22 protein-coding genes and 1 pseudogene are annotated in these 22,994 nt (G+C 62.8%); 14 read left to right on the top strand and 9 right to left on the bottom strand.

Annotation, left to right across the window (positions count from 1 at the left end; translation table 11 throughout):
- Positions 1–28 precede the first annotated feature (28 nt).
- Both phbB and IHQ72_RS06235 read right to left on the bottom strand, forming a co-directional pair.
- Positions 29–754 (bottom strand): acetoacetyl-CoA reductase, encoded by a 726-nt coding sequence (phbB, locus tag IHQ72_RS06230; RefSeq protein WP_258121636.1) that lies wholly within the window; start codon positions 752–754, stop codon positions 29–31.
- 126 nt (positions 755–880) lie between these two features.
- Positions 881–2,059, bottom strand: a complete 1,179-nt coding sequence (locus IHQ72_RS06235) for an acetyl-CoA C-acetyltransferase (protein WP_258121637.1) — start codon at positions 2,057–2,059, stop codon at positions 881–883.
- Positions 2,060–2,358: 299 nt separating this feature from the next.
- Between IHQ72_RS06235 and phaR the strand changes: the two genes are divergently transcribed.
- Entirely contained in the window at positions 2,359–2,970 is a 612-nt protein-coding gene (gene phaR, locus IHQ72_RS06240; RefSeq protein WP_258121638.1) for a polyhydroxyalkanoate synthesis repressor PhaR, read from the top strand.
- 93 nt (positions 2,971–3,063) lie between these two features.
- On the opposite strand, the gene IHQ72_RS06245 is transcribed toward phaR, so the two are convergent.
- On the bottom strand, positions 3,064–3,510 hold the full coding sequence (locus IHQ72_RS06245) for a hypothetical protein (protein WP_258121639.1): 447 nt from the start codon (positions 3,508–3,510) through the stop codon (positions 3,064–3,066).
- Between the two features lie 101 nt (positions 3,511–3,611).
- On the opposite strand from IHQ72_RS06245, the pseudogene IHQ72_RS06250 reads away from it, so the two are divergent.
- The 4 genes and pseudogenes from IHQ72_RS06250 to IHQ72_RS06265 all read left to right on the top strand — a co-directional run.
- Positions 3,612–3,764 (top strand): annotated as a pseudogene (locus IHQ72_RS06250) (TetR/AcrR family transcriptional regulator); the annotation flags it as partial.
- Positions 3,765–3,836: 72 nt separating this feature from the next.
- Complete coding sequence (locus IHQ72_RS06255; protein WP_258123751.1) at positions 3,837–4,298, top strand: TetR-like C-terminal domain-containing protein; 462 nt, start codon at positions 3,837–3,839, stop codon at positions 4,296–4,298.
- A gap of 169 nt (positions 4,299–4,467) precedes the next feature.
- Positions 4,468–5,250: a 3-hydroxybutyrate dehydrogenase gene (locus IHQ72_RS06260; RefSeq protein ID WP_258121640.1), complete on the top strand. Its 783-nt coding sequence runs from the start codon at positions 4,468–4,470 to the stop codon at positions 5,248–5,250.
- Between the two features lie 47 nt (positions 5,251–5,297).
- Positions 5,298–6,428 (top strand): patatin-like phospholipase family protein, encoded by a 1,131-nt coding sequence (locus IHQ72_RS06265; RefSeq protein ID WP_258121641.1) that lies wholly within the window; start codon positions 5,298–5,300, stop codon positions 6,426–6,428.
- 13 nt (positions 6,429–6,441) lie between these two features.
- On the opposite strand, the gene IHQ72_RS06270 is transcribed toward IHQ72_RS06265, so the two are convergent.
- The gene (locus tag IHQ72_RS06270) at positions 6,442–7,038 is read right to left on the bottom strand and encodes a TetR/AcrR family transcriptional regulator (protein ID WP_258121642.1); all 597 of its coding nucleotides are present in this window, start codon (positions 7,036–7,038) and stop codon (positions 6,442–6,444) included.
- 122 nt (positions 7,039–7,160) lie between these two features.
- On the opposite strand from IHQ72_RS06270, the gene IHQ72_RS06275 reads away from it, so the two are divergent.
- The 5 genes from IHQ72_RS06275 (at position 7,161) to IHQ72_RS06295 (ending at position 14,935) form a co-directional block, all read left to right on the top strand.
- Entirely contained in the window at positions 7,161–7,622 is a 462-nt protein-coding gene (locus tag IHQ72_RS06275) for a (2Fe-2S)-binding protein (RefSeq protein ID WP_258121643.1), read from the top strand.
- A gap of 2 nt (positions 7,623–7,624) precedes the next feature.
- On the top strand, positions 7,625–9,898 hold the full coding sequence (locus IHQ72_RS06280) for a xanthine dehydrogenase family protein molybdopterin-binding subunit (protein WP_258121644.1): 2,274 nt from the start codon (positions 7,625–7,627) through the stop codon (positions 9,896–9,898).
- A gap of 398 nt (positions 9,899–10,296) precedes the next feature.
- Entirely contained in the window at positions 10,297–11,478 is a 1,182-nt protein-coding gene (locus tag IHQ72_RS06285) for an efflux RND transporter periplasmic adaptor subunit (RefSeq protein WP_258121645.1), read from the top strand.
- Positions 11,479–11,480: 2 nt separating this feature from the next.
- Positions 11,481–14,657, top strand: a complete 3,177-nt coding sequence (locus IHQ72_RS06290; RefSeq protein WP_258121646.1) for an efflux RND transporter permease subunit — start codon at positions 11,481–11,483, stop codon at positions 14,655–14,657.
- A 119-nt stretch (positions 14,658–14,776) separates the two neighbouring features.
- Positions 14,777–14,935 carry a DUF3309 family protein gene (locus tag IHQ72_RS06295; RefSeq protein WP_258121647.1) on the top strand — a complete coding sequence of 53 codons (159 nt, stop codon included), beginning with the start codon at positions 14,777–14,779 and terminating at the stop codon, positions 14,933–14,935.
- A gap of 123 nt (positions 14,936–15,058) precedes the next feature.
- Here the strand turns inward: IHQ72_RS06295 and IHQ72_RS06300 are convergent, their stop codons facing one another.
- Positions 15,059–16,018 carry an NAD-dependent epimerase/dehydratase family protein gene (locus IHQ72_RS06300; RefSeq protein ID WP_258121648.1) on the bottom strand — a complete coding sequence of 320 codons (960 nt, stop codon included), beginning with the start codon at positions 16,016–16,018 and terminating at the stop codon, positions 15,059–15,061.
- A 94-nt stretch (positions 16,019–16,112) separates the two neighbouring features.
- On the opposite strand from IHQ72_RS06300, the gene IHQ72_RS06305 reads away from it, so the two are divergent.
- Complete coding sequence (locus IHQ72_RS06305; RefSeq protein ID WP_258121649.1) at positions 16,113–17,024, top strand: LysR family transcriptional regulator; 912 nt, start codon at positions 16,113–16,115, stop codon at positions 17,022–17,024.
- Here IHQ72_RS06305 and IHQ72_RS06310 read toward each other — a convergent pair.
- From IHQ72_RS06310 to IHQ72_RS06320, 3 genes are all read right to left on the bottom strand, one after another.
- Positions 16,982–18,163: an MFS transporter gene (locus IHQ72_RS06310; protein WP_258121650.1), complete on the bottom strand. Its 1,182-nt coding sequence runs from the start codon at positions 18,161–18,163 to the stop codon at positions 16,982–16,984. The genes IHQ72_RS06305 and IHQ72_RS06310 overlap by 43 nt on opposite strands.
- Before the next feature lie 198 nt (positions 18,164–18,361).
- Positions 18,362–18,670: a DUF1244 domain-containing protein gene (locus IHQ72_RS06315; protein ID WP_258121651.1), complete on the bottom strand. Its 309-nt coding sequence runs from the start codon at positions 18,668–18,670 to the stop codon at positions 18,362–18,364.
- Between the two features lie 10 nt (positions 18,671–18,680).
- Positions 18,681–19,478 carry an N-formylglutamate amidohydrolase gene (locus IHQ72_RS06320; RefSeq protein WP_258121652.1) on the bottom strand — a complete coding sequence of 266 codons (798 nt, stop codon included), beginning with the start codon at positions 19,476–19,478 and terminating at the stop codon, positions 18,681–18,683.
- Positions 19,479–19,801: 323 nt separating this feature from the next.
- On the opposite strand from IHQ72_RS06320, the gene IHQ72_RS06325 reads away from it, so the two are divergent.
- The 3 genes from IHQ72_RS06325 to IHQ72_RS06335 all read left to right on the top strand — a co-directional run bounded on the left by IHQ72_RS06325 (position 19,802) and on the right by IHQ72_RS06335 (position 21,838).
- Positions 19,802–20,212 carry a DUF1036 domain-containing protein gene (locus IHQ72_RS06325; RefSeq protein ID WP_258123753.1) on the top strand — a complete coding sequence of 137 codons (411 nt, stop codon included), beginning with the start codon at positions 19,802–19,804 and terminating at the stop codon, positions 20,210–20,212.
- Positions 20,209–21,645, top strand: a complete 1,437-nt coding sequence (gene pyk / locus IHQ72_RS06330) for a pyruvate kinase (RefSeq protein ID WP_258121653.1) — start codon at positions 20,209–20,211, stop codon at positions 21,643–21,645. The genes IHQ72_RS06325 and pyk overlap by 4 nt, the downstream gene beginning before the upstream one ends.
- 70 nt (positions 21,646–21,715) lie before the next feature.
- Positions 21,716–21,838, top strand: coding sequence for a hypothetical protein (locus IHQ72_RS06335; RefSeq protein WP_258121654.1), 123 nt, complete (start codon positions 21,716–21,718; stop codon positions 21,836–21,838).
- 47 nt (positions 21,839–21,885) lie between these two features.
- Here IHQ72_RS06335 and IHQ72_RS06340 read toward each other — a convergent pair whose 3' ends face one another.
- Positions 21,886–22,953 (bottom strand): alpha/beta fold hydrolase, encoded by a 1,068-nt coding sequence (locus IHQ72_RS06340; protein WP_258121655.1) that lies wholly within the window; start codon positions 22,951–22,953, stop codon positions 21,886–21,888.
- Positions 22,954–22,994: the final 41 nt, after the last annotated feature.

A 22,994-nucleotide genomic window follows, 5' to 3' on the forward strand; every position in this document is an offset into this window, starting at 1 on the left:
ACATCAGTTACCGGCGAGAGCCGACGCCTCAGGTGATGTACTGGCCGCCATTGGCGGAGATGGTCGAGCCAGTGATGAAACCGGCATCGTCGGAAGCGAGGAAGACGACGCAGCGTGCGATCTCTTCCGGCTCGCCGAGGCGGCCGACCGGGATCTGCGGGATGACGCGCTCGTTGAGCACCTTCTCGTCCATCGCCCTGACCATCTCGGTAGCGATATAGCCGGGGCAGATGACATTGACGGTGATGCCGGCCCGCGCTCCTTCCTGGGCGAGCGCCTTGGTGAAGCCGATGTCGCCGGCCTTCGACGCCGAATAATTGACCTGGCCGGTCTGACCCTTCTGGCCGTTGATCGAGGAGATGGTGATGACGCGACCGAACTTGCGGTCGCGCATGCCGCCCCACAGTGGGTGCGTCATGTTGAAGACGCCGGAAAGATTGGTGTCGACGACCTCTTTCCATTGCTCGCGCGTCATTTTGTGGAACATGGCGTCGCGGGTGATGCCGGCATTGTTGACCAGAACGGAAACCGGGCCGAGATCGGCCTCGATCTGCTTGATGCCGGCGGCGCAGGCATCGTAGTCGGCGACCGACCATTTGTAGACCGGGATGCCGGTCTCTGCCTTGAATTTCTGCGCCGCTTCGTCATTGCCGGCGTAGTTCGCGGCAACATGATAGCCGGCGTTTTTCAGGCCGATCGAAATCGCGGCGCCAATACCGCGCGACCCGCCGGTGACGAGTGCTACCTTTGTCATGGTGTCCTCCCTTTTTTCATGAGCGCCGCGCGATCAACGGGGAACGCTCTAGCGGCGATTGAGCCAGTCGCCACCGACTATTTCACGGCTTGCTCACCCTGTCTTCGAGACGCTCCGCATATGTCCTCACAGCGCTTCCACGCACATGGCGACGCCCATGCCGCCGCCGATGCACAGCGTGGCCAAGCCCTTCTTGGCGCCGCGGCGGCGCATCTCGTAAACCAGCGTGTTGAAGATGCGGGCACCGGAGGCGCCGATCGGATGGCCGATGGCGATGGCGCCGCCGTTGACGTTGACGATGGACGGATCCCAGCCCATGTCCTTGTTGACGGCGCAGGCCTGGGCGGCGAAGGCCTCGTTGGCCTCGACTAGGTCGAGATCGCCGACCGACCAGCCGGCCTTGGCCAGCGCCTTGCGCGAGGCGGGAATAGGCCCGGTGCCCATGATCTGCGGATCGACGCCAGCGGTCGCCCAGGACACGATGCGCGCCAGCGGCGTGATGCCGCGCTTTGCGGCTTCCGCCTCGGTCATCAGCAGCACGGCGGCGGCGCCGTCATTGATGCCGGAGGCATTGGCGGCGGTCACCGTGCCGTCCTTGTCGAAGGCCGGTCTTAGCTTGGTCATGGCGTCGATCGTGGCGCCGTGGCGGATGTATTCGTCCTGGTCGACAATGGTGTCGCCCTTCTTGCCCTTGACGGTGAAAGCTACGATCTCATCCCTGAATTTGCCGGCCTTCTGCGCGGCCTCTGCCTTGTTCTGGGAGACCAATGCGAGCCGGTCCTGGTCCTCGCGGGTAATCTGGAACTGGCGAGCGACGTTTTCGGCGGTGTTGCCCATGTGATAGCCATTGAAGGCATCCCAAAGCCCGTCCTTGATCATTGTGTCGATCATCTTGTAGTCGCCCATCTTGACGCCGGCACGCAGGTGTTGAGCGTGCGGGGCCAGCGACATCGATTCCTGCCCGCCGGCGACGATCACCTTGGCGTCGCCGGTGGCGATCTGCTGCATACCGAGAGCAATAGCGCGCAGACCTGAGCCGCAAACCTGATTGAGGCCCCAGGCGGTGGTTTCCTTTGGCAGGCCGGCATTGATAGATGCCTGGCGGGCGGGGTTCTGGCCCTGAGCCGCGGTCAGCACCTGGCCGAGGATGACCTCGTCGACCTCCGTCGGCTCGACACCGGCGCGAGACAACAGCTCCTTGATGACCACGGCACCAAGCTCATGCGCCGGGGTGGCGGCAAAGGCGCCGTTGAAGGACCCGACGGGCGTGCGCGCCGCACTGGCGACAATGATGGCAGCGGACATGTTCTTCTCCAGACTTCGAGGTATCGAGTTTTTCGTATCGTCAGGGCTTTTCTTGCCCTTTAAACGATCCAAGTCAAACCGGAAATGGCATGACGGCATGCGTCGCAAGCAGGTCGCTCGCGGTCGTGGAAACAGTCTGGCGCATTGCTGCGCAGCATATTTTGGCCCCGCCGTGCAGCATTAATTTATCCCGCACTGCACAAACCGCTTGGAATTGTGACGCTTTTGCGCATATCCTTGAAAGGCGCAATCGTTACCGGCAGCTTACTCAAGTGCGCCGGTGTCCTGGGAGGATGCTGATGGCCGCGAAAGACGAACCGATTATCATCAAGAAATATGCCAATCGCCGCCTCTACAACACCGGCACCAGCACTTATGTGACGCTCGAGGACCTTGCCGAAATGGTCAAGAAGGGCGAGGAGTTCACCGTCCAGGACGCCAAGACCGGCGACGACATCACCCATCCTGTGCTGACCCAGATCATCTTTGAACTGGAGAACAAGGATGGGCAGAACATGCTGCCAATTCCGTTCCTGCGCCAGTTGATCGCCTTCTACGGCGACCAGATGCAGATGATCGTGCCGAGCTTCCTCGAACAATCGATGATCGCCTTCTCAAAGGAACAGGAACGCTTCCGCGAGCAGATGAAGGGTGCGTTGGGCAAGTCGCCGCTGGACATGATGAAGATCGCCACGCCGATCAAGGCGCTGGAAGAGCAGACGCGCCGCAATATGGAGATGTTCCAGAACGCCATGCGCCTGTTCACGCCCTTCCCACCCGCAGCCTCGAATGGCTCTTCCGCAGCGCCGGCGGAGCCGGCCAGGAAAGAAACGTCGGAAAAACCTGACGACCTTCAGGAGTTGAAGGAACAGATCGCCGCCATGCAGCGCAAGCTCGACACCATGTCGTGATCGCCGGCCGGACCAAACCCGGCCGAAATCTCCCACCAGCAGACCGTGTCAGAACATCTCCGCCTCGAATGAGGCTGAGGGCCCCCGGCCACGCTATTTCGTCGTCACCGTCACCAGCGCGGTAACGGGTTTGCCGTCCACAAGAATGGGCTTGTGATGATCATCGGCAAGGAGGACGCCGATCACGTGCTTGCCGGCGGCTTCCGGGCAATGGCCGAAACGAGCCTTGATAAGGTCGCCGCCAAAGTCGCTGTTCATGCTGTTGTACGGCTTGCCGGGGATGTTGCAGGTATCTCCGGCGGGGTCGATCTTCATATGCACGTGGCCGCATTGGCTGACGCCGTTGCATTCACCCGCTGGCAGCAGCGTGAAGTTGCTCCTGACGACGACGCCTATCGCCTTCTCGGGATCGTTACCGAGTTGGATGATCGAACCGGCCACCGGCCAGACGATTTCCAGGGCTGGCCGATCTTCGGCCTGGGCAGATCCGAGCGACGATAAGGAGAAAGCGAGGGCAGTCGTTGCGATGATGCGAAGCATGGTAACCTCCGTTGACGTGTAATCACTGATTACATATGAATCGCGCGAGCGCAAGAAAAATAATCAATGATTACATTTCGGCCTCGTGCTATTGGGCACGCATGACCAACCCCACGGATTCCGGCGAAGCCACCACCCCCAAGCGCTATCATCACGGCAATCTGGTTGAAGCCTTGATCGCCGCAACCGTCGAGATCATCGAGGAGCGCGGAGCAGAGCATGTGTCTGTGCGTGAGGCCGCAAAACGTGCCGGCGTTTCGCCCGGCGCGCCATTCCGGCATTTTCGGTCGAAAACAGCACTGCTGACCGCGGTCGCCGAACAGGCCATGAACCGGCTGACTGAGGCCGTTGCCGATGCACAGTCAAAAGTCGACAGCGCAGATCCCATTGTGGCTTTCGAAGCAATCGGACAAGGCTATCTGGAATGGGCGATCAGCAACCCGACGCATTTCCAGATCATCAGTTCTCGAACGCTGATCGATTTCGACGCATCGGATAGTCTTCGTGATCAGAATGAAGCCGTTCGCCGGAAGATGATCGACCTGCTGACCCAAGCGCAACAACAAGGCCGGCTTGCTCCGGACACCGACTTTGACCATCTGGTGCTTGCCGCGCGCGCATTTGTCTACGGGTTGGCGCGCATGGCGATCGATGGTCATTTTCCGGAGTGGCATCCGTCCGAGCCGCCATCGCTCGCCGCGCGCAGAGCTCTCCATCTTTTCATGAGCCGGATTTCATCCAAAGCGCAATCTCAGGAGCACCCCGAAGTGGCTACCCGGGATCGCTGACAAACTGTTTTCACACTGTCTGTCAGGGCACAACTTCGAGTGAGGGTGTCCTCATTCATGACGAAAATTTCATCTCATCGCCGATCCGTGCCGCTGTTCTTGCGCCGCACGAGACATATATGCTGCACTGCAATATGCTTCCGTTAGCACCGTACTGAAGGATTTCGCCTTGCCCAGCAGAAAAACCGCCATCGTCACCGGTTCCACCTCGGGCATCGGCCTGGCCATCGCCCATGCGCTCGCGGCGGACGGCTGCAACGTCGTCGTCAATTCCTTTTCCGATACTGCCGACGACCGTGCCATCACCGATGCGATCGCCAAACATCACGGCGTGAAGACCGTCTATATCAAGGCAGACATGTCGAAGCCGGCCGAATGCCGGGCTTTGATCGAGAAAGCAGCCGAGACGTTCGGCTCGGTCGACATCCTGGTCAACAATGCCGGCATCCAGCATGTCGCGCCGGTGGAAGAATTTCCCATCGAGAAATGGGACGCGATCATTGCCATCAATCTATCGTCGGCCTTCCACACCATCGCTGCCGCGATCCCGCGGATGAAACAAGCCGGCGGCGGCAGGATCGTCAACATCGCCTCGGCCCACGGGCTGGTCGCCTCGCCGTTCAAGTCGGCCTATGTCTCGGCCAAGCACGGCATCATGGGGCTGACCAAGACGGTCGCTTTGGAACTGGCGCGCGACAAGATCACCTGCAACGCCATCTGCCCCGGCTATGTGCTGACGCCGCTGGTCGAGGCGCAGATCCCCGACCAGATGAAGGCCAACATGATGGACCGCGACACTGTGGTCCGCGAGATCATGCTCGAAAAGCAGCCGACCAAGGAGTTCGTCACGGTCGAGCAGGTTGCCGCTGCCGCGGTGTTCCTGTGTTCGGATGCGGCAGCGCAGATCAACGGCACGCATATTTCGGTCGACGGCGGCTGGACCGCCCAGTGAATTTCGGCGCGCGAAGCAAAGCTGGCCGACAAATCAAGGACAACGCCATGACGACAAACGGCAAGGCGGAGGAGCCAAAGAAGATCAATGTCGCGCTGCAGGGCGGCGGCTCACACGGCGCCTTTTCTTGGGGCGTGCTCGACCAGCTGCTGGAGGATGGGCGGCTCGACATCGCGGCGGTTTCGGGCACCAGCGCCGGCGCCATGAACGCAGTGGCGCTGGCCGACGGCTTCGTCCGCGGCGGCGTCGAAGGTGCGCGGCGGAAGCTCGACGATTTCTGGCGCGCGGTGGCGCTGAAGGGCCGGTTCAGCCCGGTGCAGCGCATGCCGTGGGACGTGGCCTGGGGCAACTGGTCGATCGAGAATACGCCGGGCTATCTCTTTTTCGACACCATGTCGCGGGTGTTTTCGCCCTATGTCGCCAACCCGCTCGGCCTCAACCCGCTGCGTGAGGTGATCGAACAGGAGATCGATTTCGGCAATGTGCGCGCCTGCAAGGCGATGGAACTGTTCATCTCCGCGACCAATGTCGAGACCGGGCAATTGCGCGTCTTTTCCGATGGCGAGATCGACATCGACACGGTGATGGCGTCGGCTTGCCTGCCGCAGCTGTTCCGCGCCGTCGAGATTAAGGGCGTGCCCTACTGGGATGGCGGCTATGGCGGCAATCCGGCGCTGTTCCCGTTTTTCAAGACGGCTGCCACCGAGGACGTGCTGTTGGTGCAGATCAATCCGGTGGTCCGCGAAGGGACGCCGAAGAGCGCCAACGAAATCCAGAACCGCATCGACGAGATCACCTTCAACGCCGGACTCTTGCGCGAATTCCGCTCGATCGCCTTCATCAAGGAGCTGATTGCAGCCGGCCGGCTGCCGCATGGAGAATACCGCGACATCCGAATGCACCGCATCGATGCCGACGAGGCATTCAAGGACCTGTCGGCATCGTCCAAGGTCAATGCCGAATGGGCGTTCCTGACCTATCTGCGCGACCTTGGCCGCACCGCCGCCAGCGACTGGCTGGAGGAGAATTACGACGCCGTCGGCAAGCGGCCGACGCTTGATCTCTCAGGCGAACTCGACGACGGCTTCAAGCCGGTGCGTGGTCCGGCACCGGGCCGGCGGGTCAAGGAGTTCCTCGCGGCACGCAAGAAGCCCGAGGCAGCGCGTCGCCGAGCCTGAGGCGTTTTGTTTGTCAGCTTTTTTGCAAGGCTAGATCGATCACCTTGATCAGCGCGGCCGCAGCCCGACTCTGCTCGTCCGGATCGCTGATGCGCATCTTCATGCCTTCCAGCCCGTCGAGCAGCATGTCGGCCAGAAATTTTGCCGACAAGCCCTTGGCGGTGAGATCGACGCCATTGCGTCCGGCCTCGCTCTGGATCGCTGCGGCGACATGCTCGGCAAACCGGCTGCGCCAGCAGCCGATCAGGTCGGCGAGGCTCGACTTCATGTCAAGGAGCTCGGCGCCATGTGGCGAGGCGTGGACGGTGCGCGTCATCGAGATCAGCGCTTCGTCGATGGCCCGCATCGTGCGCTCGGCAAATGGTTCTTCGCCGGCGAGTGCCGTTTTCGCCTGCTCGAGCGAGCGGGAAAGCAGCATCAACGCGATGGCGCGATAAATACCGGTCTTGTTCTTGAACTGGAGATAAAGCGCCGGCCGCGACATGTCGGCGGTACGCGCAATGTCGTCCATGGTGGTGCGGGCGAAACCATAGGCCAGAAACACCTTCATCGCGCTGTCCAGAATGCGGGCGCGCTTGGGGTCGGTGGCGATGTCCTCGATCTCGATCATGGCGCAACTTTATCCTGTAAAAGCTCTGTTGACAAAATGACGTAATTTGTCAAGATGTATGAGGACGAAATGGCCGACCGGCCTTTTGCCTCGGGCTGTGGACGACAACAAAGGGTATCCCCATGCGCCTCACCGTCGACGGGCAGGCATTCGACGTCAATGCCGATCCCGAAATGCCGCTGCTGTGGGCGCTGCGCGATCTCATGGGCAAGACCGGGCCGAAGTTCGGCTGCGGCATCGCCGCCTGCGGCGCCTGCACCGTGCATGTCGACGGCCAGCCGGTGCGCTCCTGTTCATTGCCGGTCGGTGAGGTCACCGGCGCGGTCACCACGATCGAAGGGATCGGCACCGAAGGCAGACTGCATCCGGTACAGCAGGCTTGGCTGGAAGAGCAGGTCGCCCAATGCGGCTACTGCCAGGCCGGCCAGATCATGAGCGCGGTGGCGCTGCTCGACCAGGTTGCCGACCCGACCGATGCCGACATCGACGATGCTATGGGCGGCAATCTCTGCCGCTGCGGCACCTACCCGAAGATCCATGCGGCGATCAAACGAGCGGTCGTCCTCAAGACGGCGGGGATTTGACCATGGCCAGTGTCGGAAAGATCGCCCGCCGCACGTTTCTCATCGGCGCGGCTGCCATCGCGGGCGGTGTCGCCGTCGGCTACTATTACTACCGCAAACCCTATCCGAATCCGCTGGAAGGCGATCTCGCCGCTGACGAAGCGACCTTCAACCCCTATGTGAAGATCGGCGCCGACAACACCATCACCATCATCGCGCCGCGTGCCGAGATGGGCCAAGGCATCTCGACGACGCTTGCCGCCATGGTTGCCGAAGAACTCGATGTCGACCTCGGCCAGGTCAAGGTCGAGCACGGCCCGGCCTCCTACGCCTATTACAACTCAGCGATCCTGGAAGAGGGCGGTCCGTTCGCCTTCTTCGACGAAAGCATGACGGCGGAAGTAGTGCGCGCCGGCATGGGCGTCGTCGGAAAATTCCTCGCTCTCCAAGGCACCGGAGGCTCGGCCTCGACGCGCGACGGTTTCGACAAGATGCGGCAGGCAGGCGCCGCCGCGCGGGAGATGCTGATTGCAGCGGCCGCGCAAAAGCTCGGTATAGCTGCTGCCGATCTGGAAACGGCCAATGGCTCGATCCTGCACAAGGCGTCGGGCAAGTCGCTGACCTATGGCGCGGTCGCCGCGACCGCTGCGACGATGGCGCCGCCCGCGGAAATCAGGCTCAAAGACAAAGCCGACTGGAAACTGCTCGGCAAACCGCAAAAACGCATCGACATGCTGGCCAAGGTCACCGGGGCGCCGATCTTCGGCATCGACGTGACGCTGCCGGACATGCTGTACGGCACGGTCAAGATGAGCCCGCGCTTCTGGGCCAAGCCGGTCAAGGCGGATTTCTCCAACGCCGAGAAAATGCCTGGCGTGATCAAGATCGTGCCGATCGACACGAATTACGGCCACGGCTTCGGCATCATAGCCGAAAACACCTGGGCGGCGTTCAAGGCGGCGGAGGCGATCGACACCGAATGGGCCGATCCCGAATATCCGCTGGATAGCGCCGGCATTTCAGAGGTGCTGAAGCAGGCGCTCGGCGCCAAAGGGTCGGTGATGCGCGACGATGGCGATGTCGATACCGCCTTCGCCGACGCGCCGCGCGAAAAGATCGTCGAGGCCGACTACGCGGTGCCTTATCTGGCACATGCGACGATGGAGCCGATGAACGCCACGGCGCGGTTGAAGGACGGCGTCCTCGACATCTGGTGCGGCAACCAGGCGCCGACCTTGGTGCGGCAGCTTTGCGCCAATGCTGTCGGCATCGAGCAGGACAAAGTCAGCGTCCACACCACCTTCATGGGCGGCGGCTTCGGCCGACGTGTCGAGGTGGATTATGCGCTCTGTGCCGCGCTGATGGCGAAAGAAACGGCAGGCCGGCCGGTCAAGGTGATCTGGACGCGCGAGGAAGACATGCGCCACGACGCCTACCGGCCGGCTTCCGTCGGCAAATTCCAGGCGCGGCTTGGCAACGACGGCATCCCGGTTGCCATCGACATGACGATCGCCTCGCCATCGATGATAGCCAGCACCTTGCGCCGGCTGTTTCCTTCGATATCGCCGCTCGGGCCCGACAAGTCCATCGTCGACGGAGCCCATAACCAGCCCTATACGATCCCGAATTACCGGGTGGCCGGCGTCGCCGCACCCGTCTCGATCCCCGTCGGCTCCTGGCGATCGGTCGGCAGTTCGATCAACGGTTTCTTCCATGAAGGATTTCTGGACGAGATCGCCGTCGCTGGGAAAACCGATCCGGTCGAATTGCGCAAGAAGCTGATGGCTGCCTATCCGGCAGCGGTGAAGGTGGTCGAGAAGGTCGCCGATATGGCGAAATGGGGCGAGGCGCTGCCCGCCGGCAAGGCCAAGGGCATCGCGTTCACGCTCTCCTTCGGCAGTTGGGTCGGCGAGATCGTCCAGGTCGCCGACACGCCGTCCGGAATTCGCATTGAGAAAGTATGGATCGCCGCCGATGTCGGCACCGCACTCGATCCTGATATCATCGAGGCGCAACTCATCTCCGCCGCCATCTATGGCCTGTCGGCGGCGATGGGTCAGGAGATTACTTTCGCCGGCGGCATGGTCGAACAGTCGAATTTTCACGATTACGATGCCATGCGCATCTTCCAGTGCCCGGCGTTCGAAGTCGCTATCCTGGAGAATTTTCACAAAATGGGCGGCGTCGGCGAAGTCGGCACGCCGCCGGCGGCACCGGCACTCGCCAACGCCATCTTCGCACTGACAGGCAGGCGCATCCGGACACTGCCCTTGTCGAAGGAGGTGACGTTTGCATGAAATATTCCCATCATGCTGACAGCTGCTGCCATGCTGTTTCGATGGCGCCTTTCGCCGCCGCACAGGAAAGCCAGGCAACGGCACCGATGACGGTCGATGCAGCCAAGGGTTTGTCCGAGGGACGCGGTCTAGCGGTTACTTTCGCATCCGCGCTGCGCCGACCGCCATGTCGCAGACGAACGGCTGCGCTGGTCCGGCTCGCCTCATGGCGGCGGGCGCGTCCTGCCCAGCGAAGTATTACCCATCAACTTTTCTGACTATATTGCGGTGCAACTTTGATGTAGAAGCTCGTTCGCCGATCACGGCAAGTTGAACACGGCCTTGCGCGCACCCATATCGGCGACGCGCCGAGTTAGAAGACGCGGCCTGGCCGAACCCCGCGCAATGGAAAAACGACGATGCCGAAATACAGGTTTCACAAGCTTGCAGCCATTGTTGTGCTTGTCGGGTTCGCTGCATGGATGGTGACGGGCGAGTTCTCGTCCGTCGGCAGCGCGGCCGCCGACAACGAACCCAAGGCGGGGGAGGTCGAGCAGCCAAAGGCGGCTGACGCTGGCAAGGCCAAGCCCAGTGAGGCAGAGCAGCCCAAGGCGCCGTTGCGCACCGTCGCGATCATAACCCCGCCTAGGCGTACCTATGCGCGCGCCATCCGCATTTCCGGACTGACCGAAGCCGACAAGCGCGCGGTGCTGGCGACCCGGGTCGACGGCATCATCGACAAGCTGCCGGTCAAGCAAGGACAGCACGTCAAGACGGGCGACCTCGTGCTGATGCTTGCCACCGAGGAAAAGCTTTCGGCGCTCAGCAATGCCAAGCAGCTTGTCGCGCAGCGTCAGGCCGAACTTGATGCGGCCTCGCGGCTGGCGAAAACCGGCAATCTGCCCAAGCTGCAGCTCGACAACGCTCGCTCCACCCTAACCTTAGCGCAGTCGATGCTGGAAGCCATGCAAGCCCAGCTTGATCGCAATGAGGTGAGGGCTCCGTTCGACGGCGTCATCGACCGGGTGCCGGTGGAGCTTGGCAGTTCGGTGATGCAGGGCGGCGAGGTGGCAACCATTCTGAGCCTAGACCCTGTGATCGCCCGCGGCGAGGTCAGCGAGCGTGATCTCGGCTATCTGAAGATCGGCGACAAGGCGAATGTACGGCTGGTCAGCGGCCAGATCGTCGAGGGCACTGTGCGCTACATCAGCCGCGACGCGTCGTCCGCCACCCGCACCTTCCGGGTCGAGATCGCAATCCCTAATCCTGAGGGCACCATTCCCGCCGGGATGACGGCCGAGATCGGGCTGAGCGCGCAGCCGACCGACGCCGTCATGCTGCCGCGCTCGGTGGTGACGCTCGGCGACAAGGGCGATCTCGGTATTCGCGCCGTCGACAAGGACGACAAGGTCGTGTTCTTCCCGATCGACCTGGTCGACGACACGCCAAACGGCCTGGTGCTTGGCGGCATCCCGGCCGATGCACGTGTCATCGTCGCCGGCCAGGAACTGGTGACGGAAGGCGAAGTGGTCAAGCCGGTCGAGGCCGACCAGGCCACCATCCAGAAGCTCTTGGGCGAAGCGGCGGCCGGGACGCAGTAATCATGGATATCGTCAAGCTTGCAATCAACAATGCCCGCCTGACCATTTCGGTGCTGGTCTTCCTTCTGCTTGCTGGCTGGGTCGCCTATCAGTCGACGCCGAAGGAAGCGGAACCCGACGTTCCGATTCCGATGATGTATGTCAGCCTGATCTATCGGGGGATATCGCCTGAGGATTCGGAGCGCCTGCTGCTGCGGCCGATGGAAGCCAAGCTGAAGAGTCTCAAGGGCCTCAAGGAGATGCGCTCGGCCGCCTTCCAGGGCGGCGGCTATGTGCTGGTCGAATTCCACCCGCAGACGGATCTGGCGACGGCGCTGCAGGACACACGCAGCAAGGTCCAGGACGGCAAGGCCGACCTGCCGCAGGCAGCCGAGGAGCCTGTGGTCTCCGAAGTCAACGTCTCCGAGTTCCCCGTCCTTGTCGTGACGCTGTCGGGCGAGGTGCCCGAGCGCATGCTCACGGCGGCGGCGCGCGAGTTGCGCGACCGCATCGAGGAAGTGCCGGGCGTGCTGGAAGGCGCGCTGCAAGGTGCGCGCGACGATCTCGTCGAAGTCGTCATCGATCCGATGAAACTATCTTCCTACGGGCTGCAGCTCGAGCAGCTGATCGGTGCGGTCGGCGATTCCAACAGTCTTGTCGCCGCCGGCAACATCGAAGGGTCCGAGGGCAAATACGCGGTCAAGGTGCCGTCGCTGATCGAGACGCCGGAGGACGTGGCGGCGCTTCCGATCGTCGCCGGCCCCAATGCCGTGGTGCAGGCCAAGGATATCGCCACCGTCCGCTCCACCTTCAAGGACGCCGAGACGGTGACCCGTCTCGACGGCAAGCCGGCGATCGCCATCGAGGTGAAGAAGCGCATCGGCTCCAACCTGATCGACACGATCGCCCAGGTGAGGACCGTGTCCGATGCCTTCATAAAGACCATGCCGGAAGGCATGCACGTCACCTACACGCAGGACAAGTCGGTCTTCGTCAACCAATTGCTCGGCGATCTGCAGAACCACGTCATGATCGCCGTGATCCTGGTGTTCATCGTCATTCTCTACGCGCTGTCGGGCCGTGCCTCGCTGCTGATTGGCCTCGCCATTCCATCGTCCTTCCTGATCGGCATCCTGCTGTTGGCCATGATGGGCTACACGATCAACATGATCGTGCTGTTCAGCCTCATCCTGGCGGTCGGCATGCTCGTCGACGACGCCATCATCGTCACCGAATTGGCCGAGCGGCGGATGAGCGAAGGCATGCCGAAGGCAGAGGCCTTCGCGCTTGCCGCCAAGCGCATGGCGGGGCCGGTTATCGCCGCGACGATGACGCGCATCGCCGCCTTTTCGCCGCTGTTGTTCTGGCCAGGCATCATCGGCGATTTCATGAAATACATGCCGATCACGCTGATCGTCACGCTCTCGGCCTCGATGCTCTATGCGCTGGTCTTTGCGCCGGCGCTGGGCGCCTTGTTCGCCAAGGCGCCGCCGCATCACGAGAATGACAACCGCGACGGCTGGTATATGGCCGTGGTCAAGCAGGCGGTGCGCTTTCCCATTACCGTGCTTCTGCTCACCGTCGGCCTTTTGTTCGGTGTCGGCCTTGCCTATTCGAAATACGGCGCCGGCGTCGAGTTCTTCCCGAATGTCGAGCCTGACTACGGCCTGCTCTATGTGCACGCCCGCGGCAACCTTTCGCTCGCCGAAATGGATGCCGCCACGAAGACCGCGGAAAACCGGCTTCTCGGCTGGCCAGGCGTGAAGTCGGTCTATACCCGTGTCGGCAAGACGCAAGGCGGCGGCCAGGACATTCCTGAAGACGTGGTCGGCGTGATCCAGTACGAGTTCGTCGACTGGCGCGAGCGCAAATCGGCGAACGCGATCCTGGACGAACTGCGCGGCGTCATGGCCGGCATTCCCGGCGTCGACGTCGAGGTTCGCGTGCCTGAGGCCGGCCCGCCCACCGGCAAGCCGATCCAGATCAGGCTTTCGGCCGTCGACCCGCAAGGTCTCGACGACAAGGCGCGCGCCGTCGCCGCGCGCATTGCCAAGGTGCCCGGTGTTATCGATATTTCCGACGGCCTGCCGCCGCCCGGCGTCGACTGGGCGCTCGACGTCGATCGCGCCAAGGCGGCACAATACGGCATCAGCCCGACCTCGGTCGGAACGGTTGTGCAACTGGTGACGAACGGGCTGAAGCTCAGTGAATACCGGCCAGCCGGTGCTGACGACGCCGTCGACATCAGGCTGCGTCTGCCCGAGGACCGGCGCACGCTGTCGACACTCGACGACCTCAGGGTGCAGACTTCGCAAGGGTCGGTGCCGATCTCGAATTTCGTCGTGCGCAAGCCCGAGCCGACCGTCGGTATCCTCAACCGCATCGATGGCGCGCGCACGGTGGTCGTCCAGGCCAATGTCGCCGCCGGCGAGCAAGTCGCTTCTGTCCAGCAGCAGGTCAGCCAGGCTGTCGTCGATATGGATCTCGGCAGCGGCATACGCTGGAAGCTTGCCGGCTCGAACGAGGACAGCGCCGAGGCCAGCGCCTTCCTCAGCAAAGCCTTCGGTGCCGCGATCTTCCTGATCTTCCTCGTGCTTCTGATGCAGTTCAACAAGTTCACCAGCGTCTGGCTGGTGCTGTCCTGCGTGGTCATGGCGACGGTCGGGGTGTTCCTGGGATTGCTGTTGACAGGAGAGGCGTTCGGCATCGTCATGTCGGGCATCGGCGTGATCGCGCTGGCCGGCGTGGTGGTGAACAACAACATCGTGCTGATCGACACCTATGACCGGCTGCGCGAAGAAGGCTGGGACAAGATGGACGCGGTGCTGCAGACCTGTCGCGAACGTGCCCGACCGGTCGTGCTGACGGCGGTGTCGGCGATCCTCGGCGTGCTGCCGATCGCTTTCGGCCTCGGTCTCGAAATCTTCCATCACGAGACGACGATCAACGCGCCGTCGACGCAATGGTGGATATCGCTGTCGTCGGCGATCGTCTTCGGCCTGTCCTTCGCCACCTTGCTGACGCTGGTGGTGACACCGTCGATGCTGATGGTGTTCACGCGTAGTAAGAACAGCCGCTTCTATGCATTCTTCCGTCGGGTGTTCCGGCGCGGCAAGACAGTCGGTGCGACTGTAGAGACCTCCGCAAGACCGGGCTCGCTTGGCGAGCCGGCGATCGCCTTCCCGAAGGCCGCCGAATAGGCCAATTTTGCTTGGAGTGCCGCGCGTATTTTGACCGCGCAAAGAAAAGGCCGCCGGGAACAACCCAGCGGCCTTTTGCATTGTCCTGTCATGCGACACCTCAAAGCGGGGAGTTTCTCATGACGCTCAGCACCATTCTCGTCATAATTCTGATCCTCATTCTGATCGGCGCGGTGCCGACATGGCCTCATTCGCGTTCCTGGGGTTATGGTCCCTCCGGCATCGTCGGCGTCATCCTGATCGTACTGCTGGTGTTGCTGCTGATGGGCAGGATTTGACCGGAGTTTGGTCGACAAAGTGCAGCGCTGCGCGCCTTTTGAGGGCGTAGCGCTGTAGCATTTGATTTTGCGCAGGGCCTTTCCGAGCCTTCGGTTCGTATCATACGCTGGGTAACGGCCGTTTCAGGCAGCTTCCGAAACGCCATCAATCGTGGCGACACCGATGTCATCGAGAGCCTTTGCCACCGCCCTGTCCAGCCGCGTATGCGGGATCGTGCCGATGATGCCTTCCAGCCTAGCCGAGGCCAGCTGGTGTGGCTCGAAGCGAAGATAGGACATCGAGACGAGCTCGCGCCACATCGCCACGAACGGGCTGCCGGCGCGCAGCACCCACCACGGCATCGACGTCAGTTTCAGCGTGCGCCCGAGCGCCTGCTCCGCGGCGGCCTTGATCTCCAGATCGGTAACGGCGTGGCCGGGAAAGTTCAGCGCCTCGTAGGCGCCGAGCTTGTCGAGATTCTCAGTCAGTCCGACGAAAGCCTTGGCCAGGTCCGGCAGATAGGCCCATTCATGCACGAGATCGGCCGGCCCGGGGGCGGTATAGACGCCTTTGTTCATCTTGGCGGCCACCATCAGATCGAACCACGAGCCGGTGCCGGTGCCGCCGAAAAAATCGCCGGCCCGCAGCAGAATGGTGCGCACTCGGCCCGCTTCGGCTTCGCGGCGAAAGAGGCCTTCCATGGCGACGCGGATGCGGCCCTTTTCGGTCGTCGGGTGGAATGGCGTGTCTTCGGTGATGACCGCCGGCATCGGCGAGCCGTAATTGTAAACATTGCCTGGAGCGAGGTGCAATGCGTGGTTCGCCCGGCACGCGGCCATGACGTTCTCGGCCATCGGCAGGCACTTGCCCCAGTCGGTGTAGATCGGGTTGAGGCCGTTGAAGATGATGTCGACGCCTTCGGTGGCGCGGATAAGCGCTTCGCGATCGAGGCCGTCGCCGGCGACGGCGGTGGCGCCGGTGAGTTCTGCCGGTATCTTGCCGCTGCGGGTGATGGCGCGGACATCGTAGCCAGCGTCGATGAAGGCCTTGGCCACCACGCGGCCGAGCCGGCCATTGGCACCCAGAATTGCGATCTTGGTCATTTTTCGTCTCCGTGTTTGCGTTACGGTCACAATATGATCCGCCCGAACACGAATGGAAATTGACTGAGCTTGGCGATATGATATTCGATTTTGAATGGAAATTGACTGGAACCTGATCAAGAGCTTCGTCACCGTGGCGGAAACCGGCAGCCTGTCCGCCGCCGCGCGCAAGCTGGCCGCAAGCCAGCCGACGCTCGGCCGTCATATCGCCGAGCTGGAGCAGGCGCTCGGCGTCACTCTGTTCCGGCGCGGGCGGCGCGGCTATGCGCTGACGGAAGCCGGCAGCACGCTCTATGAACGCGGCCGGGCGGTGAGCGAGCAGGCGAGCGCCTTTTCGCTATTGGCGCTGGGATCGGTCGAGGCGATCGAGGGCACGGTGCGCATTGCCGCCAGCGAGGTGGTGGCGGCCTATGTCCTGCCCGAGATGACGGCTCGGCTGGGCGCCGAGGAACCCGGCATCGAGGTCGAGATCGTCGCGTCGAACCAGGTCGAGAACCTTTTGCGCCGCGATGCCGACATCGCCATCCGCATGGTCAAGCCGGCGCAGAACGAACTGGTGGCGCGCAAGGTGACAGACATTCCGCTCCGCGCCTGCGCGGCAAAATCCTATCTCGACCGGCGTGGCCGTCCGCGCGAACCCGGCGATCTTGCCGGCCACGATCTGATCGGCTTCGACCGCAGCGATGAGATCATTCGCGGCTTTGCCCAATTCGGTGTCCCGCTCACCCGCAATGCCTTCCGCTTCAGGACCGATAACCAAATCGTGCTGTGGGAGGCGGTGCGGGCGGGAAACGGCATCGGCTTTGGCCAGGAACCGCTGGTCGACCGCGATCCGCTGGTGGAGACAGTGCTGCCGGGCCTCGCGCTGCCGACGCTGCCGGTATGGCTGGCCATGCACCGCGACGTGCGCACCAGCGTGCGCATCCGCCGTGTCGCGGATTTCCTCTATGAGGAGTTGAAGCGCTATTCGGCTGGTGCGGCGTCGGGAGCGAATTCGGCGCGGTGAGCGAGCCCGGCCATCAAAAATACGACGACCAGCAGCCCCGACAAAGCGACGAAGATCGGACCGAAGCTTGAGTGCTCGGCGATGAAGCCGATTGCCGAGGGCGCCACCAGAATGCCGGAATAGCCCATGGTGGTGACGACGCTCATGCCGGTGCCGGACGACATGCCTTCCTGGTTGCCGCCGGCCGAAAACAGGATCGGCACCATATTGGCGATGCCGAAGCCGCAAAAGGCAAAAGCTGAGATGGCGAGCCAGGGCGAGGGTGCCAGCCCGGCCACCAGCATCCCGGCAGCGGCGACAAGGGCCGAGATGCGCAGGGTCGTCACGGCACCGAAACGGTTGCGGACCCCGTCGCCAGCGAAGCGCATGACGGCCATGACGCCGGAAAAAGCGGCGTACGCCAAACCAGCTATGGCAAGGTCGGTGCCGAGTTCCTGTTGCAGGTAAAGCGCCGCCCAGTCGAGCACCGCACCCTCGGAGATCATCGTCAGCAGCGCCATCAGTCCGACCAGATAGACCAGCGGATTTCCAGGCAGCGCGAATTTGTGATGCTCGGTCACCTGAGGCTTGTCCTCGGCGACCAGGTAGCGGACTGCCACTGCAATCACGGCGAAAGCGAGAGCCGTCACGACCATCGCATGGGCGAGATGACCGTAGTTCTGGATGGCGAAGCCGCCGAGAGCGCCGCCGGCGAAACCGCCAAGGCTCCAGAAGCCGTGCGAGGACGACATGATGGCGCGAGACAAGCGCCGTTCCACCGTGACCGCATTGGCGTTCATGGCGACATCCATGCCGCCGATCGAACCGCCGAAGATGAACATGGCGATGGCCGCCAGCGGCACGTTGGGGGCCAGCGCCACAACCAGCAAGCCGAAGCTGCCGATGAGGCCGAACCAGCGCAGCACGGTGCGCGAACCATGCCTGGAGATCAGGTGGCCGCACCAGGTCATGGCTGTGACCGCGCCGGCGCCGAACAGCAGGATCAGCAGGCCGAGCGTAAACTTGCTGATATCCAGCCGGGTCAGGACCACCGGGATCTGCGGCGCCCAGGCGCCGGTCAGAAAACCATTGGCCAGGAAGATGGCCGCCACGGCCCATCGTCCACGAATGGCGGTCTGCATGATTTTTAGCGTGTCCATCGTCTAGAGTCCGGTGCGAAAATAGCTTCGCGCGGCAAATTAGATCGATTCAATCTTCAGTCAAGCGCTCGCTCTTGGAAGTGCTTGGGCCAAGCGGCTCGCTTGAATCCGAGGTTGATGAGAGCCGATCGGGACAGGGCTTTTTGTTCGACCATGATCTTATCCGAAAACCGGATTCCACTTTTCGGGATCGTGGTCTTAATGATCCCTGGGGCGTCTTGCCTCGAACTCCGCCTTCTTGGCATCGGAGGCCTCGGTCTGGTTGAGCGCCTGCCATTCGGCATAAGGCATGCCATAGATGATCTCGCGCGACTGGTCCTTGCTGAGATCGACGCCCTCGGCCTCCGCGGCGTCGCGATACCAGTTGGAGAGGCAGTTGCGGCAGAAGCCGGCGAGGTTCATCAGGTCGATGTTCTGCACGTCCGTGCGTTCGCGCAGATGCGCAAGCAGTCGGCGGAAGGCGGCGGCTTCGAAATCGCGTTTTTGCTCGTCGCTGAGTTCGGTCATCGAAACCTCCTTACGGCGGCCCGGTGCGCGAGCCGAATCGTTTGACCTGATGTATATCGGGACGGCGGTTGATAGCGTCAACGACCGGCGCCAGCCGTTCGGCCCAGGCGACCGCATCTTTCCGACCGGCGATCAGGTCCTGACGGATTTCGATCAGCGCATGGGCAAAGCCGTTGATGATGGCATGCCTGAACATGGTGTCGCCGCGCAATGCGCCGTCATAGGGCTCGTTGTCGCCGACGATAAGGCTTTTGTCCTCGGCGAGCATGTCGATCAACGGTCGCGCCACCCGGTCGTCGCGATCCCACAGGATACCAACATGCCAAGGGCGCACGAATCCCTGCATGAAAGGGGTGAAGGAATGTATCGACAAGATGAAGGGTGCGCCTGCAGAAGCCTGCGCCACTGAGGCGATCATGGCGCCGACGGCATCGTGATAGGGCCGATAGAAGCGGTCGAGCCGCCTTTCACGTTCTTTCAAGGCAAGTGGATAATTTCCCGAAATGACGGTGCCGTCATAGAGTTGGCGGATCAGCGTCGGATCGTCTTCGCCGCGATTGGGATCGATCAGAAGTCGCGAAAAATTGGCGAGTACCGCCGGCACGCCGAGCAAAGCCGCCAATTCGCGCGTCACCGTCTCGACACCGATGTCGTAGGCGATATGGCGGTCGAATTCCGCCGCCGGCAAGCCGAGGCTGCCATACTCTTCCGGCACGTCGCGACGGGCGTGATCGGCCAAAAGCACGATGCCTCGCTTGCGGTCGCCCTCGACGACGTCGAAAGGCGCGAAAACTGTGGATCGGGTCATCGGCGGGAAATGGTCTGTTCGCTGGCTTCCAGGGAGGATGGTATCGTCTTTCCACGAAGGGGACGATTACGCAATGCCGTCGTTTGGCCACGGTTTCTGCGGAAATCTGGCAGAAGGCGACAGACCGTGCGCCGAAGCCTTTCTAAATCGATTGGAATTGAGCAAAAGGGCGCGTTGACATGCGCCCGGACTTTTCCGAAAAGGGGCGTTGAGAGATGCAAATGTGGTTCTTGAGGGATTTCAGGATGGGTTCCGCCGGCAGGCCGCGCGTGCGCTATGCCTTCGCTATACCGCTCCTGACCCTTGCTGTGGGCCTCGCCGCGATGCTTGCTGCCTCGCCGGCGCGCGCCGATTTCCGTGTCTGCAACGCCACGCAGAACCTGGTCGGCGTCGGCATCGGCTATCGCGCCAAGGCCGGCTGGATCACCGAAGGCTGGTGGCACATCGAAGGATCGAGCTGCAAGACGTTGATCGAAGGGCCGCTGTCATCAAGGTTTTACTATCTTTATGCAGAAGACGCCGAGCGCGGCGGGCGCTGGGATGGCCCGATCAACATGTGCGTGGCCGAAAAAGAGTTCAAGATCGCCGGCGTTGCCGATTGCGTCGCCCGGGGCTTCCAGCGCGCCGGATTCCAGGAATATGACACGGGCGAGCAGGCAAGCTGGATGGTCCAGCTGACCGATGACCCCGCAACGGGGGGCGTTCCAGCCGCCCCGGGAACAAACAGTCAATGAGACGCAGCCGCAAGGTCAAGATACTCGCCACCATCGGTCCGGCCTCCTCCTCCGAGGAGATGCTGAAGAAGCTCTTCGAAGCCGGCGCCGACGTGTTTCGCATCAATATGAGCCACACCGATCATGAATTGATGCACACACTTGTCGGTCGCATCCGCGCTGTCGAGAAAGCAGTCGGCCGGCCGATCGGTATTCTCGCCGACTTGCAGGGGCCTAAGCTGCGCGTTGGCAAATTCGTCAGCGGCAAGGAGGCGCTGACACTCGGCCAGACTTTCACGCTCGACGACAATCCCGAGCCCGGCAATTCGACCAGGGTCTATTTGCCCCACCCCGAAATCCTGAGATCGGTCGAGGCCGGTGACCGCCTTTTGATCGACGACGGCAAGCTCGAGCTGAAGGCGGTGAAGAGCGACGGCAAGGCGATCGTCTGCACCGTCGTCGCCGGCACCACCATCTCCGACAAGAAGGGCGTCAGCCTGCCCGACACCGACCTGCCGGTCGGCGCGCTGACCGAAAAGGACCGCAGGGACCTCGATGCGGTGCTGGCCACCGGTGTCGACTGGGTGGCGCTGTCGTTTGTGCAGCGGCCGGAGGATCTGGCGGAAGCGCGCAAGATCGCGCGCGGGCGGGCGCTCATCATGGCCAAGATCGAAAAGCCGCAAGCCGTCGCCCGGCTGGCCGAGATCATCGAACTTTCGGATGCCTTGATGGTCGCCCGCGGCGATCTCGGCGTCGAAATGCCGCTCGAAGCCGTGCCCGGCATCCAGAAGCAGATCACCCGCGCCGCGCGCCGCGCCGGCAAGCCGGTGGTGATCGCCACGCAGATGCTGGAATCGATGATCACAGCGCCGGTGCCGACCCGCGCCGAGGTGTCGGACGTCTCGATCGCCGTGTTCGAAGGCGCCGATGCCATCATGCTCTCGGCGGAGTCCGCGGCCGGCGCCTACCCGGTCGAAGCGGTGGCGATGATGGACCGCATCGCCAGCAAGGTCGAAACCGACCCGACCTATGCCGGCATCATCAATGCGCAGCGCTCGGAGCCGGAAGCGACCGGCGCCGACGCCATCTCGCTCGCCGCCCGCGAAATCGCCGAGACGCTGAAACTGTCGGCGATCATCACCTACACGGCGTCCGGCACGACCGGCCTGCGCGCCGCGCGCGAGCGGCCGCAGGTGCCGATCGTCGCGCTGTCGCCGATCGTCAACACGGCGCGGCGGCTGTCGCTTTTGTGGGGCACGCATTGCGTTGTCTCGCCCGATGCCATCGACCTCGACGATATGGTCGACCGCGCCTGCCGCATCGCTCTGGACGAGGGATTCGGCAAGCCGGGCGACCGGGTCATCATCACTGCCGGCGTGCCGCTGAGGACGCCGGGCTCCACCAACATGCTGCGCATCGCCTATGTCGGGTCGGAGGTGCAGGCCCGCCGCTAGGCCGCTCACACTGGGCGGATTCGCGGCAGGGAGAGGTCCTGTTCTCCGTGTCGCGACCATTGGAGGCCACATGAGCAAAGACCATGCGGGCGTCTGGACCCGCACGTCGAGGGTCATCGAAGTCCGGCCCGAAGACCCCTACGCGGCCTTCACGGATCCCGACCGCGCTCGTCGCCTGGCTGCCGCCGGCTGAGATGACGGGCGTCATCCACGAATTCGACGCGCCTCGGCGAGGTTGCTCTAAATCGGCGCGAGGTCGGCTTCCGGCGCTTTGATGTCGGCGCATTTGCCGGCGCCGTAGGTGTCGTTGGCGACCCTGACTTCCACGGCCTTCGCCATTGCCTGAAGGTCCACCTCCTTGCCGGCGACCTTTTCGATCGCGCCGACGACGAGATCGGGCGCGATCCAGTCCGGCTTGTGGCCGAGATTGTGGACCCAGACCAGCTCGGCGCCGGCGATGTCGCGGACGAGGCCGACCGAATGGATCGTTGCATAGACCACCTTGTCGCGGTCGCCGGAGATGACCACAGTCGGCGCCTTGATATCGCGGTAGTACGGCGCGGCATCGAGCGTGTGGCGATAAAGCCCGGCGACATCGGTGGCGTTGGCACGAAAGGCGTTCGGCCGAAGCACCAGCGGGATCGAGACCTCGGCGACATAGCCGTCCGGCACCTTGTTGGGGGCAAAGACGCAGGCGGTGGCGGTATTCATCTGCAGCGCTCCCGACGGATAGGCCAGCGTTTCGGAAAACAGCCGGCCGACAATCGGAATGGTCGTCAAATTGTAGTACCAAGCGGTCGCGCCGCCCGGCCAGGGATGGGTGGCGGGCGCCACGAACACCAGGCCGAGCGTCTTGTCGGGATGCTCGCGGCCGAAGGCGGTGGTCACCGAGCCGCCGAAGGAATGGCCGGCGATAATGGCTTTCCCGATGCCGAGATGGTCCATCAGAGCGGCGATGGTGCTGGCCTGTGCCGATGGGGTCTCGTTGTTGCCGGGGCCGCGCCCCGACCAGCCTGCACCCGGGCGGTCGAAGAACAGCATCTCGGCACGGCCTTCCAGCAAGGGCCTCAGCGGCAGCATCTGATCTCTGAGATTGGCACTGGCGCCGTGGATGAAGACGATCGGCGGCAGTTCGGCGTTTTTCCGCGCCGGAACGTGAACGTAGTGGATGCGGGCACCGTTTATATCCGCTAAGTCGCCGATCGGCGGATTGCGGCGCTCGATCAGCCATGAACCGGCGCGGGTGACACCTGTAAGGGTGAACACAAGCGCCATGAGGAAGGCGAGCGCGGCGTAGATCGGGTTCATGGGGAGAGATACGGACCAGAGCGAAATTAGTTCACAGTCTA

This window comes from Mesorhizobium onobrychidis, from assembly GCF_024707545.1.
GTDB lineage: Bacteria > Pseudomonadota > Alphaproteobacteria > Rhizobiales > Rhizobiaceae > Mesorhizobium > Mesorhizobium onobrychidis.

Excerpts from the sequence above, each read along its gene's own strand:
- phbB (WP_258121636.1), bottom strand. The coding sequence starts at position 754 with ATGACAAAGGTAGCACTCGTCACCGGCGGGTCGCGCGGTATTGGCGCC.
- IHQ72_RS06235 (WP_258121637.1), bottom strand. The coding sequence starts at position 2,059 with ATGTCCGCTGCCATCATTGTCGCCAGTGCGGCGCGCACGCCCGTCGGG.
- phaR (WP_258121638.1), top strand. The coding sequence starts at position 2,359 with ATGGCCGCGAAAGACGAACCGATTATCATCAAGAAATATGCCAATCGC.
- IHQ72_RS06245 (WP_258121639.1), bottom strand. The coding sequence starts at position 3,510 with ATGCTTCGCATCATCGCAACGACTGCCCTCGCTTTCTCCTTATCGTCG.
- IHQ72_RS06255 (WP_258123751.1), top strand. The coding sequence starts at position 3,837 with ATGAACCGGCTGACTGAGGCCGTTGCCGATGCACAGTCAAAAGTCGAC.
- IHQ72_RS06265 (WP_258121641.1), top strand. The coding sequence starts at position 5,298 with ATGACGACAAACGGCAAGGCGGAGGAGCCAAAGAAGATCAATGTCGCG.
- IHQ72_RS06270 (WP_258121642.1), bottom strand. The coding sequence starts at position 7,038 with ATGATCGAGATCGAGGACATCGCCACCGACCCCAAGCGCGCCCGCATT.
- IHQ72_RS06275 (WP_258121643.1), top strand. The coding sequence starts at position 7,161 with ATGCGCCTCACCGTCGACGGGCAGGCATTCGACGTCAATGCCGATCCC.
- IHQ72_RS06280 (WP_258121644.1), top strand. The coding sequence starts at position 7,625 with ATGGCCAGTGTCGGAAAGATCGCCCGCCGCACGTTTCTCATCGGCGCG.
- IHQ72_RS06285 (WP_258121645.1), top strand. The coding sequence starts at position 10,297 with ATGCCGAAATACAGGTTTCACAAGCTTGCAGCCATTGTTGTGCTTGTC.
- IHQ72_RS06290 (WP_258121646.1), top strand. The coding sequence starts at position 11,481 with ATGGATATCGTCAAGCTTGCAATCAACAATGCCCGCCTGACCATTTCG.
- IHQ72_RS06295 (WP_258121647.1), top strand. The coding sequence starts at position 14,777 with ATGACGCTCAGCACCATTCTCGTCATAATTCTGATCCTCATTCTGATC.
- IHQ72_RS06300 (WP_258121648.1), bottom strand. The coding sequence starts at position 16,018 with ATGACCAAGATCGCAATTCTGGGTGCCAATGGCCGGCTCGGCCGCGTG.
- IHQ72_RS06305 (WP_258121649.1), top strand. The coding sequence starts at position 16,113 with ATGGAAATTGACTGGAACCTGATCAAGAGCTTCGTCACCGTGGCGGAA.
- IHQ72_RS06310 (WP_258121650.1), bottom strand. The coding sequence starts at position 18,163 with ATGGACACGCTAAAAATCATGCAGACCGCCATTCGTGGACGATGGGCC.
- IHQ72_RS06315 (WP_258121651.1), bottom strand. The coding sequence starts at position 18,670 with ATGACCGAACTCAGCGACGAGCAAAAACGCGATTTCGAAGCCGCCGCC.
- IHQ72_RS06320 (WP_258121652.1), bottom strand. The coding sequence starts at position 19,478 with ATGACCCGATCCACAGTTTTCGCGCCTTTCGACGTCGTCGAGGGCGAC.
- IHQ72_RS06325 (WP_258123753.1), top strand. The coding sequence starts at position 19,802 with ATGCTTGCTGCCTCGCCGGCGCGCGCCGATTTCCGTGTCTGCAACGCC.
- pyk (WP_258121653.1), top strand. The coding sequence starts at position 20,209 with ATGAGACGCAGCCGCAAGGTCAAGATACTCGCCACCATCGGTCCGGCC.
- IHQ72_RS06335 (WP_258121654.1), top strand. The coding sequence starts at position 21,716 with ATGAGCAAAGACCATGCGGGCGTCTGGACCCGCACGTCGAGGGTCATC.
- IHQ72_RS06340 (WP_258121655.1), bottom strand. The coding sequence starts at position 22,953 with ATGAACCCGATCTACGCCGCGCTCGCCTTCCTCATGGCGCTTGTGTTC.